The sequence below is a fragment of the Arthrobacter castelli DSM 16402 genome (genome assembly GCF_000430705.1).
In the GTDB taxonomy this organism is placed as follows: Bacteria; Actinomycetota; Actinomycetes; order Actinomycetales; family Micrococcaceae; genus Arthrobacter_C; species Arthrobacter_C castelli.
On the sequence record NZ_AUMN01000029.1, the window covers coordinates 41218 to 54702 of the forward strand.

Sequence of the window (13485 nt, forward strand, 5' to 3'; positions counted from 1 at the left end):
GCTGACTCGGCTGAACCAGCAGCCATCACCCAGGGTAGACCCGGATTTCGCTGGCCTTGAGCTGCGCCCACAACCGCGAGCCCGGCGATAAGCCGAGGTCGGCCACCGCTGCCGGAGTGATGTCCGCGAGCACCTCAGGCGGGCCGGTCAGGTCGATGCGGGTCGTCAGCCCGTGGTTTTCCAGGCCGCGGATCTTCACGGGCCAACTGTTCCGGGCGCTTCCCACCGGATGGTCAACATGGAGGCTGACCGCAGTGGGGGAAAACGCCACCATAACCGGGCCCTGATGCGAGGAGGCCGCAGTGATCTGTCCGCCGTCGTCGAGCGACACCACAGTCCCGTCGCTGGTGCCCCGCAACAGATTCACGCCCACCAGATTCGCCACATAGTCCGTCAGCGGATGCCTGGCGATCTGAGCCGGTGTTCCGTCTTGGATGACGCGCCCGTCCTGGACAATGAGCAGCCGGTCGGCCAGCACCATGGCGTCCAGCGGATCGTGAGTGACCAGCACGGTGATGCCGGTGAAGTCCCCCAGGTGTTCCTTCAATCCGGAGCGAACCTCGATTTTGGTGCTGGCATCCAGGGCGGCCAGCGGTTCGTCGAGGAGGAGCAACCGGGGGTCGGTGATCAACGCGCGTTCCAAGGCGATTCGCTGCGACTGGCCGCCGGAGAGCGATCCCGGCCGCTGCTGCGCGTAGCGTTCCATACCCAGCCGCTGCAGCGACGCGTACGCCCTGCTTCGTGCCTCGCTGCGTCGAACGCCGACTGCCCGGAGCCCGAAAGCGACATTGTCCACCACTGACAGGTGGGGAAACAGCAGATAGTCCTGGAACACCACGCCCACGGCCCGGCGCTCGGGCGGGACGAATACGTTGTCGTCTGCGTGGTCCAGCACCTCGCCGTCCAGGATGAGATGTCCGGCGGCCAGCGGCAGCAGTCCGGCCAGGCCACGCAGCGCGGTGCTTTTACCGGCGCCGTTTGGCCCCAGCAGCCCGACGGTTTCGCCCGCGCCGGCGGCGATATCGATGTCCACCGTGAACCCGGAACCGCGCCGCAGGCCGATGCTTCCGTCCAGGCTCATGAGGCTGGACGGATCCACTTATCCCGCAGGATGACGAGCACGGCGATGGACACGGCCAGCAGCACGAGGCTGAGCACAATTGCTGCCTCCGGATCGGACTCCAGCGCCAAATAGACCGCAAGCGGCATGGTCTGCGTTTCACCCGGGAAATTGCCCGCGAAGGTGATGGTCGCGCCGAATTCTCCCAGCGCCCGGGCCCAGCACAACACTGCTCCTGCACCAATGCCCGGAGCCGCCATCGGCAACGTCACCTTGCGGAAGATCAGCCACCGCGATGCCCCAAGTGTTGCGGCCGCCTCCTCGAACCTTTGGTCGGCGCCACGCAGGGCGCCGTCGACGGCGATCACCAGGAAAGGCATCGCCACGAACGCCTCGGCGACAATCACCCCCGCAGTGGTGAAAGGCAGCGAGACGCCGAACCATGATTGAAGGTATTGGCCGATCAGCCCGTTCCGTCCCAGCACGAGAAGCAGGGCCACACCGCCGACCACGGGGGGCAGCACCAGAGGAACCGTGACGAGCGACCGGAGGAGGCGCCGGCCCGGAAACCGGCTGCGGGCCAGCAGCCAGGCCAGTGGAATCCCCAGCACCAGGCACAGCGCGGTTGCGGAGGTGGCCGCGATGAGCGACAACCGCAATGCGGCCAGCACGGCCGGGTCGGTGAGCCTGGTCAACAGCGTTCCCCACGGCGCTTCGAGCACCAGCCCCGCCAGCGGCAGCACCAGGAACGCCAGCCCGGCCACGGCGGGAATCACCAGCAGGGCAGGGATGGCACCGGCCCGATAACTGCGGGAGCGGTGACTGCCGGATCGGTGGCCGACCCGATAGCTGCGGGCGGACCGGGTCACGAGCCGCCCGCCATGAATCCAAAGTCTGCAAGGGTCTGCTGCCCCTGCCGTGACTGTACAAAGTCCACAAACGCGGCCGCCGCCTGCCGGTGCGGGGCTTGGTTCAACACGGCGATGTGGTAATCGTTGACCGCGGCATCGGAGGCCTCGAAGCCGAAGTCCTCAACCTCATCGCCGGCGGTGGCGGCGTCCGTGACATACACCAGCCCCGCGTCCGCTTCGCCCAGCGATACCTTGGTCAGCACGGCTTTGACATCCTGTTCCAACGTGTCCGGAGCAGGCTCCACCCCGGCGGCAGCGAAGGCCTCGCGGGCGGCCGCGCCGCACGGAACCTGCTCCACGCACAGCGCGATAGTCAATTCCTCCTGGGCAAAATCCCGCAGCCCGTCCACGCCGGCAGGGTTGCCTGCCGGCGTCACGATCCGCAGCTTGTTGTGTGCGAAGACCGCGGGATCGGTGACGACGCCGGCGTCGACGACAGTGCGCATCTGCTGTTGATTGGCCGAGGCGAAAACGTCTGCAGGAGCGCCCCGTTCCAGCTGCCGGGCAAGCGTGGAACTGCCGGCAAAGTTGAACTGCACGTCGACTCCGGGGTGCTCCGCTTCGAAATCCTTTCCGATGGCGGTGAACGCTTCGCTCAATGATGCCGCCGCGAAGACTGTCACGTGGCCGGATACGTTTCCAGCCATTTGTTCAGGCTCGGGATCAGTGGAGGACGACGACGGCGGGTTCTGTCCCGCAGGGCCGCACGAAGCCAGCGCCATGGCGACAGCGGCCACGACGACGGCACGCCGAGGCAGTGCCCGCCACCGTCCGCCCTGCCGCCTGCGCATAGTCGCCCTCCATCACCAAGTGCAGTCTCAGCGTGGCAAATTTGCGGGACAAAAACAAGACATTCATCCGCAATTGCGGATTGAAAGGCCAGGATTCGCCGGATGTGCGGATCTCCGCCTACGGTGTCTCCACGATCACCTGGGTGCTCTTGATCACCGCGACAGCCAGCACACCCGGCTCCAGCCCCAGGTCCCGGACGGCCTCGCTGCTCATCAGGGAGACGACCCGGTGCGGTCCGCACTGCATTTCCACCTGTGCCATCACCCGGTCCTCGACGACTTCGGTGACAAGGCCGACCAGGCGGTTCCGCGCCGAGCGTCCCACCGTCGATGGATCGCGGGACGTCTGCGCCTGCGCCTTGGCGAAAGCCGCCAGTTCGGCACCGTCGACGGCCAGCCGCCCGCCGTCGTCGTTGCCCGCCGGCAGCTGTCCGGTGTCGATCCAGCGCCGGACCGTGTCGTCGCTGACGCCCATCAGGCCAGCCGCCTCGGCGATACGGAAGGTCGTCATGGACTCCACCCTAGCGCCCGAGTCGCTACGCCATCCCCAGCACCCGAGTCGCTACACCATCCCCAGCGCCTGCTCGATCGGGCCGAGGCCGAAGAACACCACGAACGCCGCCGCGACACCCCACATCAGCGGGTGGATCTCGCGGGCGCGGCCCTGGAAGCTGCGGACCAGCACAAAGGCGATGAATCCCGCGCCGAGACCGTTGGCGATGGAGTATGTGAAGGGCATCAGTGTGAAGGTGAGGAAGGCGGGGATGGCGACGCCGGCGTCGGACCAGTCGATGTTGCCCACCTGCGAGACCATCATGAAGCCGACGACGACCAGAGCGGGTGCCACCGCCTCAAACGGCACGATGGCGACCAGCGGAGTGAAGAACACAGCCACCAGGAACAACAGACCGGTGACGATATTGGCCAGCCCGGTGCGGGCGCCCTCGCCAATACCGGCCCCGGACTCCACGTAGATCTGGCTGGAGGAGACCGATCCGTACCCGCCGGCCACGGCGCCGAGGGCGTCGACGATCAGCACCCGGTCCACATTGGGAATGTTCCCCTTCTTATCCGTCAGCCCGCCTTCGTTGGCCAGCCCGACCATAGTCCCCATCGCGTCGAAGAAGATGCTCAGCAGGATGGTGAAGGTCAGCAGCGACGCGGCGGTGATGCCCATATGGGAGAACGCGCCAAACAGATTGATGTTGCCAATCAACGACAGATCGGGCAGCTCAATCCAGCTGTCCGGCACGGTCGGGACCACCAGGGACCAGCCGGTGGGGGTTTCCGGGCGGACGCCGGAGGGGAAGATGGCCTCGATAATGATGGCGAAGATCGTCGTGACGATGACACCGATCAGGATGGCGCCCTTGACGTTCTTCACCACCAGCGCGATGGTCAGCACCAGCCCGACGACGAACACCAGGGTCGGCCAGCCGAGCAACACGCCATTGAACCCCAGGCCCATGGGAACGGTGGTCCCGGCCTCGTCCGGAATGCGCCGCACAAATCCCGCATTCACCAGGCCGATCAAGGTAATGAAGAGACCAATGCCCACCACGATGGCGGTTTTCAGGCTTTGCGGTACGGCGTTGAAAACCGCCGTCCTGAAACCGGTCAGCACCAGGATGAGCATGGTGACACCGGAGATGACCACGAGCCCCATCACATCCGGCCAGGTCAGGTTCGGGTTGGAGGCAATGGTGACCGCGACATAAGCATTGACACCCAGCCCGGTGGCCAGGGCGAACGGGTATTTCGCCCAGGCGCCCATCACGATGGTCAGCACACCGGCCACCAGCGCCGTCACCGCCGCCACCCGTGCCGCGCCCAGTTCGTCGCCGGCCGCGTCGGCTCCACTGAGGACCAGAGGATTCAGCACCACGATGTAGCTCATGGCAAAGAAGGTGGCCAGCCCGCCGCGCACCTCCCGCGAGATGGAAGAGCCACGCGCCGTGATCTGAAAATAGCGGTCAAGGGCAGAGCCTTGCTTGAGCATAGTACGTTTCCTTGTGCCCGACGTCGATAAGTCCTCGGTGAATCCTACCGTTCCGGCTGCAGCGTCCCGCCTCCTGAGCCCGTGAGATGTCATACGCTGGAGACAGACACTTTGTTCGAAGGAGCCCCGTGCAACACACCTCAGCCATCCGCCGCGCCCTGGCCACACTCGGCGCCGTCCTGCTGGCCTTGTTGCTGCCGGTGTCCGCGGCATCGGCCCACGACACATTGACCGGGTCCAGCCCGAAAGACGGCCAGCAGCTGGAGACGATGCCGCAGAACATCGAGCTGACCTTCAGCCAGCCGCCGATCAAGATGGGCTCCGAGGTCAAGGTGCAGGACGAGAACGGTAAGGATTGGGCCACCGGCAAGGTGGAAATCGTGGACAACGTCGTTAAGCAGGCCATCAGCGCGGACGCCCCGGCAGGGGAGTACACGGTGACCTGGCGGGTGGTTTCTTCCGACTCGCACCCGATTGAGGGTCAATTCACCTTCACGGCGGCATCCGGAGGCCCGGGCGGTGCCGAGGCCGGCTCCCAGGAGCCGTTGGCCTCGGATACAGCCGCCGCCGGCGGCGACTCTGAACAACAGGAAGCGCCGACGACGTTCCCCACCACCTTTGTCGTGTTCATGGGCGTGCTGCTGGTGGTGCTCGTAGTGATTATCGGCCTGCTGGCCCGCCGCCGGCTCGGCCGCCATGACGAGCGGTTCGGTGATCAGTAACTGACACTCTGGCACAAGCCCGCCGCCCGGGAACGCCGCGGTCATGCCGGCGGACGGCCCGGCAGGCACCGGCCCCCGGGCGGAGCCGGTACCTGCCGCGGTCAGCGGCGCGTACGTGCCAACGCAACACCGCCAGCAATCAATCCCAGCAGCCCGGCGGCCAGACCGGCCCAGCCCAGCACCTGCCCGGGCCCGCCGCCGCCGTCGTCGGATGAAGCGGCTGCCGCGGTGCCGGCCGCCGAATGCGACCCGGCCGCCGCCGTCGTGGTGAAGGACGGCGCAGGGCTCTCCGGCTCGGCTCCTTCGCCCGAGGCGACATCATCCCACTTGGCCACGCTGCCGTCCGTATAGATCTGCGACACCGGCAGTGTCACTTCGGTTCCCGCTTCGGGAAGGGTTCCCACTGACAGCGAGAACGTTTGGTACTCGTTCTGCGAGACCTGACGGGATTTGTCCTCGGCGGTCCACACCACGGACAGCGGTGCCTTCGTAATCTTGGCACCGTTGACGGTGACCGGTTCGGGCAGCTTGCCGCGGACAATGTCGGCGTTCCAACCCTCCACCGGCTTGATGCTCACCGAGGTGAACGGCGTGTCCTTGGGCAGTTCGATCTTGATCTTGTTGGTATTGGCGGTCTGCGATTCGTTCGGGACGTTGAAGGTCAGATGCGTGTACCCGCCGGCGGCGGTGGACTGCGGTGTCACGGTCACGTGGGCGCTGGCGGCACCGGCGCCAACCACCATCAGGGAGGTGGTTGCAGCGGCGACGGCGGCCGTTCTCAGGGCGCGCGAAGTCGGGAATTTCATGTCATGCCTTTCGTGATCTGCCCACTGGGGACAGTAAGTCAGGGTGGTGAAGAATGCTCCCATGGGCACCACCGCAGTGCTCAAGCGGGGCGGGCGGATGGTGCCACGGTGCGCGAGGGCGGTCCACGAAGGCTGTTGACGGGAATATTCCGCCATGGAGATGGCACCAGCAACGGGTTGCGGATAAACACCTGCGGCGGCCTGGCCGGGATGACGCCCGCAACCGGCACTGCCGCCAACGGGCGCAGCCACGCCAGCAATTGCCACAAGGCAGTCTCGCTGCGGCAGAGGAACCAGGCCGCGACGACGGCGGCAGCGACGTGTCCGGCGAGCATGGGCAGCGACCCGTACATTGGATCGTGATGCGCCATGGCGCCGTGATGGGCCATGGGGGAGAAGATCATGAATGCCTGGTGCAGCATGGCCTGTCCGGTGATCAAGATGGTCAGCAGCATGCCGTAGGAAAGCCTGCGGACGGTCAACAGCATGACCGGCTGGAACATCAACGCGAACATCACTGCGGCCGGCCCCGGTTCGGGAAGGACACCGCCACCGGCCAGATGCCCGGCAGCCGACAGGGAGAACAGCACCGCAGTGAGCAACAGCGCACGAAGATGGCGGAGTGGAGCTGGACTGCTCTTCATCTTTCTCCCGTCCACCGTAGGTTCCACCTGAACGCTAGGCAATGAATCCGCACGGAAGCAATTCCACCTCTGTACCTGTGACGGATGCCGGGCCTATGCTGAGCATCGTGGCGCCTGATCACGCCGGGAGGAAGCAACATACGCTATGAGATGCACTTCTCACGATGAGAAGGGAGATCCAGGATGGCCGAAGTACTGCTGTTCCACCATGCACTCGGGCTGACCCGCGGTGTTGAGGACTTTGCGGGAATGCTCCGACGCTCCGGGCACTCGGTCCATGTTCCGGATCTCTATGAAGGGAACGTGTTTGAAACCCTTCAGGAGGGGTTGGACTATGCCGGCAACGTTGGATTCGCCACATTCTTGGAGCGCGGTAGGGCCGCGGCGGACGAACTTCCCTCCGGCATCGTCTATGCCGGGTTTTCGCTCGGGGTGATGCCAGCGCAGATGCTCGCCCAATCGAGGCAGGGCGCCACCGGTGCCCTGCTGGTCCACTCCTGTGTTCCGCCGGGCGAATTCGGCAGCGGCTGGCCGCAGGGGGTGCCGGCGCAAATCCATGCCATGGACGCCGACCCGCTTTTTGTCGACGACGGCGACATCGACGCCGCCCGCGAACTCACCGCTGCCGTGCCGGAGGCCGAACTGTTTCTCTACCCGGGCGACGCCCACTTGTTTGCGGACAACACGTTGGCCTCGTATGACGCTCAGGCGGCCGATCAGCTCACCGATCGCGTGCTTGGTTTCCTCGATCGGGTGGCGTAGCTCGGATTCGCCCGGCCGTCGTCGTCGATTTCCGGCCAGGCACGAAGCATGCCTTGGCACCTCCCGGGCCGCGATGCACGAAACGCTTATCGGATCGGCGCGGGGATGGGTAGCGTACATTGCACACCGAATGTGTCACGCCGCCGGCGGAAGGTAAGCTGGAAGCAGGCGTCAACGCCCCTGGGGGCAGTCAAGGAGGACCGGCCATGAGCGAGGCAGCCGGACGTAGTCCGCAAGGAAGAACACCACGCGGAATTGTGGTGGGCGTGGACGGCTCCGATCAAAGCATGTGCGCGTTGATATGGGCTGCCCAGGAGGCGGAACGCCGTCGCACGCCGTTACACCTGGTGACGGCTTACACCGTGCCGATCTTTGCGGCGTCCGGGCTGGACGGCGGTTACGCCACCGTGGATGACACGGTGATCCGCGAAGGTGCAGAGACTGTGCTCAACCAGGCAGCGGCAAAGGTCGCCGATCACGATATAGAAATCCACGCCTCAGTGGAAACCGGAGACGCGGCGGGGGCACTGCTCGAACAGTCGGAAAATGCCGAACTGATCGTAGTCGGCTCCCGTGGCAAGGGTGGCTTCTTCGGGCGGCTGCTCGGATCTGTCAGCAGCGCGCTTCCTGCGCACGCAAGCTGCCCCACAGTCACGGTCCCGCTCAGTTGCGCGCCGCGGCTACCCGAGGCCGGCGTCGAACCGCCGGAAGAACATGGTCAACCCGCCGTCCCGGCAGAGACTGAGCCCGTTGTGCTGGTCGGCGTGGATGGTTCGGAGCAGGCCCGTGCCGCGGTACTGGTCGCGGCCGAACAGGCGCAGCGTTGGCGTATGCCGCTGCGGATGGTCTGCGCAGTGCCGCCGTTCACCGGTTCTTTGGCGTGGGTCCCGGCCCCGCTGGACCGCGAAGCGCTCTATTCCGATATCCAGGTCCAGCTCGATGCCGGCAAGGACTGGCTGCAGACGCATTTTCCCGGTCTGCAGATCTCCCATCAGGTATTCGACGGCGCTCCGGTCGAAGTGCTGATCGATGCTTCGGCCACCGGCGAGCTGATGGTGGTCGGCTCCCGTGGACGGGGAGGATTTGCCGGCATGCTGCTCGGGTCCACCAGCCAGGGCGTATTGCACCATGCCAAGGGGCCGCTGATGGTGGTGCCGGACCACGAAGATGAACGGCTGGCCAACCGACCGGATTTCGGCCCGATCCTCGGCTCTTAGGCGCTCTGGCTCCGGGCCGGAGGGATGCGCGGGTCCCGGCTACGTATGCGGGTCCCGTTCGTGATGGGCGTGCGCCTGCGGTTCGAGCTGGAACGTGCAGTGGGCGGTGTCGAAGTGGCTGCCCAGGCACTCGCACAGCCGGTCAAGAATCCTGTCCGACCCGGGGGCGTCCAAGGCATCGTTGTCCACCACGACGTGGGCCGAGAAGACCGGCACTCCGGAGGTGATGGTCCAGATGTGGATGTCGTGCACGTCCGTCACGCCGTCGACACTGAGAATGTGGTCGCGGACCATGTCCAGGTCGACTCCCTTCGGCGTGGCCTCCAGCAGCACATTCACCACGTCCTTCAACAGGCTCCATGCCCTGGGCAGGATCATCACCGCAATCAGGATGGAGGCCCAGGTGTCGGCCTGGCCATAACCCGTCAGCGCGATGACAATGGCGGCGGCGATGACGGCAATCGAGCCCAGCAGGTCGCCGAGGACCTCCAGATAGGCGCCGCGGACGTTGAGGCTCTCCTTTTGTCCGCCCTGCAGCACCAGCAGCGAGACCAGGTTCGCAACAGCGCCGACGACGGCCGTCGCCAGCATGATGCCGGTCTGCACGTCCGGTTCGGTTCCAAACCGGCGGATGGCCTCAATGAAAATGATCACGGCGATCACGATCAGCACCAGCGCATTGGCCAGCGCGGCCAGCACCTCTGCGCGTTGGTAGCCGTAGGTGCGCCGGTCGCTGGCCGGCAGGGTTGCAATCCAGGAGGCCAGCAGCGCGATTGAAACGCCGGCGGCGTCGGACAACATATGCCCGGCGTCGGCCAGCAGCGCCAGTGATCCGGACACCGCCGCGCCAATCACCTGGATGACAACGACGGCCAGGGTGATGGCGACGACGACAAACAACCGCTTGCGGTGCCGGCCCGCAGCGGTGGGATTGGCCGTTATGCCGTGATCATGCCCCATGGCACTAACCGTAGCGCGGCAGGGACCGGAAATTCATCCGACGGTGCCCCGATTATCCCCAGCCGAGTTCGTGCAGCCGGGCGTCGTCGATGCCAAAGTGGTGGGCGACTTCGTGGACCACGGTAATCAGCACTTCGGAGACCACTTCCTCGCGGGTTTCGCACATCTCGAGAATGGACTCGCGGAAGATCACGATCCGGTCCGGCAGCGAGCCGGCATCCCACCAGCCATCCCGTTCCGTCAGCGGGGTGCCTTCGTAGACGCCCAGCAACACGGTCTCGGGATCTTCGCCGGCAACAGGAACATAGCGGTCTTCGATGAAGATGGCGACATTATCCATCGCCTGGGCCAAATCCTCCGGGATCCTGTCGATAGCGTCGTCGACGGCGGCCTCAAACTCTTCTTCGGGCATCTGCATCACGTACTATTTCTACCGCGTTTTAGCCGCAGGGGCGTGTTAAGTGATGTTCATAACCGCCCGGTTTGGAACGTCCAGTTGCAAATCATCGCGTTCAAGCAGGCCGGCGCGGGCGGCGAGGACGGCAATTTGCACGCGGTTGTGGAGCTGGAGCGTCGCCATTATCTGACTCACGCGTGCTTTCACAGTTGCCTCGCTGCACAACATCACCCCGGCTATGTGGGAGTTGGGCATGCCCTTGGCTACGCAAAAGAGGGTCTGCTGCGCTTCCTTGCCCAGCTTCTGCAGCTTCTTCTGTTCGACGCTCTCCCGGAACTGAGCGGGTGGAGGAAATCCTCTCATGCCACGGGGGAGCGAAAATATGACCTCGCCCCGATGGATCATGCGCAATGCAGGACCCAGGTCCTCTGTAATGGCGTTCTTGGCCAAGTAGGCGCGGGCTCCGGCTTGATGTGCCTTCACAGCACCTTCAAGATCGTACGACGACGACAGCATCACGATCCGTGTGCCCGGCCACGACTCAGCAATTGCGCCGGCCGCCTCGAGACCCGAGACATTATTAATCGATGCTTCCATCAGCAGAATATCGGGCGTATGGATCTTGACCGCCTCGATGGTCTCTGTCCCTGTAGTGCTGATCATTCCCAGCTCGACGTAGTCGATCGTGGACAGCAGACGCTCGAGACCCAGCCGCGCCAAGTAGTCGGCTTCTGCTAAGTGGACGCGAATTTTGTTTTGAGACAATTTCCCTCTTGCCTCCCCCCGGAGTGATGGTGATTCAGTGTTGAAACTAAACAGTGAGACTACTGATTTAATATCACGCTTGAGCACTGACTCGCCATTTGCGTAACGATTGTGTATCTTAATCCAGCAAATTTGTCCGCAAGGTCCGTAACAATGAGCGATTGCGGCGGAAATCAGCTTAGCCAAGTAGCCAACTGGCTGCGGCGTTGGGGCGATGGCCTGCGGGTGCGGCGGCCCGCCGATCCCATCGTTCCGCTGAAAGTCATTCGGTACCTCGTGCCGCTGGAGTTCCGTCAGCGGAACTCCGGCGGCACGAATAGCCATTCGGCTAGTGCAAGTAGCCAACTGGCTACTCAGAATTACCCGATTGATGACCCCTTTTCTAGATGGCTTTGCCCTACTGTTCTAAGAGTGCGTGCCCCTGAGCGGGTGCGCATTTGCACGCACTCAGCACGTTCAACATCGAGGAGATTTCTTGGAAGCGAACCGTAAAAGACGATGGAGGGGGTACTTCGGTCGTCCGGGGAGGCTGCTGGCCGGTGGTGTGGCCGCCAGTATGGTGTTTGCCCCGGCCACCGGCGCCGTAGCAGCACCCAGTGACGACTCCGCAGCCCAGTCGCAGGTCATTGCGTCTGAGCTGCTCAGTGCAGAACTCCTTAACGTGGCCACTACAGACAGTGGCTTCCCCAGCGATCCCGGACCGCATTACGGCACTCTCAACCTGGAGGCGCTGAACACTCTCGGTCTGAATCTGGGCGGCTTAACCCTTCCGTTGCTGGATGCACCGGGGACCGACGGTCTTTTGGCCCTCGATGCCGGCGTGCTCAACAGTTACGCAGCATCGCCGGATGCATCGTCGTCGACGGCTTCGGCAGGCGCTGTGGGCGATGACGGTGCCATTGATCTGAGCCTTCCCGATGACCCGGCCACCCCCGGTAATGCCCGGGTGGACCTGACGGCTTTGCTGGGACAACTGAACGTGGACGGGCTCACTGATCAAATTGTTGACCAGCTGAGTGTTGAGCTCGGTGCTTTGGCGTCGACTGCCACCGCTGACGGTTCATCCTTCCAATCCGACTATGTTGTTGCCGATGCCCGGTTGGACGTCAGTAGTCCCTTGGTGGGTCAACTGACCAATGATCTCGCGGGCGTCACCACTGATCTCGGGACGACGCTGAATGCGCTGGTCGCCCAGGATGGGGCGTTGGGCTCTATTGCTAATGCCGTTGACATTGATCTCAGTGTTCCCTTGATAGGCGGACTCCAGGCGGGGCCTGGAACGGTCGGAATCAATGGCCTCGATGCTGCGTTGCAAAGTGTCGCGGACAATGTCCTGACCGGAACCTTGAGCGACAGCAGCGGCGTCGTATCCATCAATCTGGACACCGGCGTCGTTTCGGTCGATCTGGCCGCTCTCTATGGCACCGGCACTGGCGATCTTAACGGGCTGCCTGCCAACACTGAACTGTTGAGCGCAGCAGCGATCGATGCGATCACTAACGGCGTGGCCGAAGTTCTTGGTGACCTGACGGCAGAGCTGACGACGGCCTTGACCGATGTCATCAACACCGTTGAACTCGTGATTACCCTTCCGGCTGAAGTTTCGCTGCTGGGCGGTTCCGCTGCCAGCGGAGATGTGGTCGTCACCGGTGCCCTCGGCGATTTCGCCGGGACCACGGGCACGGATCCAGTGGTTGACGTAAATTTTGACCTGTTGGGCTTTCCACTGGACGCGCTCCTTGATCCCATTACGGACCAGTTGCTGACGCCGTTGGTTCAAGCCGCAGGATCTGCAATAACCACGTTGACTGGAAATCTGGAGCCGACCATTAACGGCGTCGTGGATCCAGTAATTGGGACCCTGCAGCCCGTCCTGGATGGTGTATTGAGCGAAATCGTTCAGATCACTATTAATCACCAGCCGACACCCGGGGCCCTTGGTTCCGAGTCATTTACAGTTAACGCTCTGACCTTGACGCTGCTGCCTTCAGCCACTGCTGCACAGGTAAGTCTGGCCTCGTCCACAGTTCGCGCTTCCGCAGTGGAGGCTACGATCACGCCCAACCCTCAGGTGGTTCCGGATGGTTCCACCACGACTGTGACCGGGGAGAACTGGCCCGCCGACACAGAGGTGACGGTTGAGCTTGTTAGTCCGTCTGGAGATACCATTGCCACCTCGCAGCCGGTTACTTCCGCTGCGGATGGGACCTTCACGGCAGACGTGACTGTTCCTGCGGGGACGCCTGCTGGAACCGACTATCAGCTGGTAGCGACGGCAGCCGACGGCACAACGGCAACAGCCCCGTTGACCGTCACGAATGACGACTCGACAGCGGACAACACAGCAGATAACACTGCTGATAACACGGACGTGAACACCGAGGTGAACACCGAGGTGAACACGGCGGACAACAGCGCTGACAACACGGACGTGAACACTGAGGTGAACAC

General features: G+C 63.9%; 14 protein-coding genes. 4 read left to right on the forward strand and 10 right to left on the reverse strand.

Annotated features, from left to right (window positions below):
- Window positions 1–25: 25 nt before the first annotated feature.
- The 5 genes from H535_RS0119785 to H535_RS0119805 all read right to left on the reverse strand — a co-directional run bounded on the left by H535_RS0119785 (window position 26) and on the right by H535_RS0119805 (window position 4761).
- Complete coding sequence (locus tag H535_RS0119785; RefSeq protein ID WP_026820907.1) at window positions 26–1081, reverse strand: ABC transporter ATP-binding protein; 1056 nt, start codon at window positions 1079–1081, stop codon at window positions 26–28.
- Window positions 1078–1929, reverse strand: a complete 852-nt coding sequence (modB, locus tag H535_RS0119790) for a molybdate ABC transporter permease subunit (RefSeq protein WP_211236642.1) — start codon at window positions 1927–1929, stop codon at window positions 1078–1080. The genes H535_RS0119785 and modB overlap by 4 nt, the downstream gene beginning before the upstream one ends.
- Window positions 1926–2762 (reverse strand): molybdate ABC transporter substrate-binding protein, encoded by an 837-nt coding sequence (gene modA, locus H535_RS0119795; protein WP_026820909.1) that lies wholly within the window; start codon window positions 2760–2762, stop codon window positions 1926–1928. Before modA ends, modB begins: the two co-directional genes overlap by 4 nt.
- A 118-nt stretch (window positions 2763–2880) precedes the next feature.
- The gene (locus H535_RS0119800) at window positions 2881–3273 is read right to left on the reverse strand and encodes a TOBE domain-containing protein (RefSeq protein ID WP_026820910.1); all 393 of its coding nucleotides are present in this window, start codon (window positions 3271–3273) and stop codon (window positions 2881–2883) included.
- 51 nt (window positions 3274–3324) lie between these two features.
- Window positions 3325–4761, reverse strand: a complete 1437-nt coding sequence (locus H535_RS0119805; RefSeq protein WP_026820911.1) for an NCS2 family permease — start codon at window positions 4759–4761, stop codon at window positions 3325–3327.
- A gap of 128 nt (window positions 4762–4889) precedes the next feature.
- On the opposite strand from H535_RS0119805, the gene H535_RS0119810 reads away from it, so the two are divergent.
- Window positions 4890–5483, forward strand: a complete 594-nt coding sequence (locus H535_RS0119810; protein ID WP_026820912.1) for a copper resistance CopC family protein — start codon at window positions 4890–4892, stop codon at window positions 5481–5483.
- A gap of 101 nt (window positions 5484–5584) precedes the next feature.
- Here H535_RS0119810 and H535_RS0119815 read toward each other — a convergent pair whose 3' ends face one another.
- A complete protein-coding gene (locus H535_RS0119815; protein ID WP_026820913.1) occupies window positions 5585–6289 on the reverse strand; it encodes a YcnI family copper-binding membrane protein in 705 nt (234 codons plus the stop codon).
- A gap of 80 nt (window positions 6290–6369) precedes the next feature.
- Entirely contained in the window at window positions 6370–6933 is a 564-nt protein-coding gene (locus H535_RS0119820; RefSeq protein ID WP_026820914.1) for a hypothetical protein, read from the reverse strand.
- 183 nt (window positions 6934–7116) lie between these two features.
- Here H535_RS0119820 and H535_RS0119825 point away from each other — a divergent pair, with 183 nt between their 5' ends.
- Entirely contained in the window at window positions 7117–7695 is a 579-nt protein-coding gene (locus H535_RS0119825) for a dienelactone hydrolase family protein (RefSeq protein ID WP_026820915.1), read from the forward strand.
- Window positions 7696–7901: 206 nt separating this feature from the next.
- Complete coding sequence (locus H535_RS0119830) at window positions 7902–8912, forward strand: universal stress protein (protein ID WP_026820916.1); 1011 nt, start codon at window positions 7902–7904, stop codon at window positions 8910–8912.
- Between the two features lie 39 nt (window positions 8913–8951).
- On the opposite strand, the gene H535_RS0119835 is transcribed toward H535_RS0119830, so the two are convergent.
- The 3 genes from H535_RS0119835 to H535_RS28705 are packed head-to-tail and all read right to left on the reverse strand — an operon-like array spanning window position 8952 to window position 11358.
- On the reverse strand, window positions 8952–9872 hold the full coding sequence (locus H535_RS0119835) for a cation diffusion facilitator family transporter (RefSeq protein ID WP_026820917.1): 921 nt from the start codon (window positions 9870–9872) through the stop codon (window positions 8952–8954).
- Window positions 9873–9924: 52 nt separating this feature from the next.
- Window positions 9925–10290: a metallopeptidase family protein gene (locus H535_RS0119840; protein ID WP_245580395.1), complete on the reverse strand. Its 366-nt coding sequence runs from the start codon at window positions 10288–10290 to the stop codon at window positions 9925–9927.
- 39 nt (window positions 10291–10329) lie between these two features.
- Complete coding sequence (locus tag H535_RS28705) at window positions 10330–11358, reverse strand: response regulator (RefSeq protein ID WP_081416835.1); 1029 nt, start codon at window positions 11356–11358, stop codon at window positions 10330–10332.
- 151 nt (window positions 11359–11509) lie between these two features.
- Here H535_RS28705 and H535_RS0119850 point away from each other — a divergent pair.
- A partial coding sequence (locus tag H535_RS0119850; protein WP_155838796.1) for a choice-of-anchor G family protein occupies window positions 11510–13485 on the forward strand: 1976 nt, incomplete at its 3' end.

Excerpts from the sequence above, each read along its gene's own strand:
- H535_RS0119785 (WP_026820907.1), bottom strand. The coding sequence starts at position 1,081 with ATGAGCCTGGACGGAAGCATCGGCCTGCGGCGCGGTTCCGGGTTCACG.
- H535_RS28705 (WP_081416835.1), bottom strand. The coding sequence starts at position 11,358 with ATGGCTATTCGTGCCGCCGGAGTTCCGCTGACGGAACTCCAGCGGCAC.
- H535_RS0119830 (WP_026820916.1), top strand. The coding sequence starts at position 7,902 with ATGAGCGAGGCAGCCGGACGTAGTCCGCAAGGAAGAACACCACGCGGA.
- H535_RS0119825 (WP_026820915.1), top strand. The coding sequence starts at position 7,117 with ATGGCCGAAGTACTGCTGTTCCACCATGCACTCGGGCTGACCCGCGGT.
- H535_RS0119835 (WP_026820917.1), bottom strand. The coding sequence starts at position 9,872 with ATGGGGCATGATCACGGCATAACGGCCAATCCCACCGCTGCGGGCCGG.
- H535_RS0119815 (WP_026820913.1), bottom strand. The coding sequence starts at position 6,289 with ATGAAATTCCCGACTTCGCGCGCCCTGAGAACGGCCGCCGTCGCCGCT.
- H535_RS0119840 (WP_245580395.1), bottom strand. The coding sequence starts at position 10,290 with ATGCAGATGCCCGAAGAAGAGTTTGAGGCCGCCGTCGACGACGCTATC.
- modA (WP_026820909.1), bottom strand. The coding sequence starts at position 2,762 with ATGCGCAGGCGGCAGGGCGGACGGTGGCGGGCACTGCCTCGGCGTGCC.
- H535_RS0119805 (WP_026820911.1), bottom strand. The coding sequence starts at position 4,761 with ATGCTCAAGCAAGGCTCTGCCCTTGACCGCTATTTTCAGATCACGGCG.
- H535_RS0119820 (WP_026820914.1), bottom strand. The coding sequence starts at position 6,933 with ATGAAGAGCAGTCCAGCTCCACTCCGCCATCTTCGTGCGCTGTTGCTC.
- H535_RS0119800 (WP_026820910.1), bottom strand. The coding sequence starts at position 3,273 with ATGACGACCTTCCGTATCGCCGAGGCGGCTGGCCTGATGGGCGTCAGC.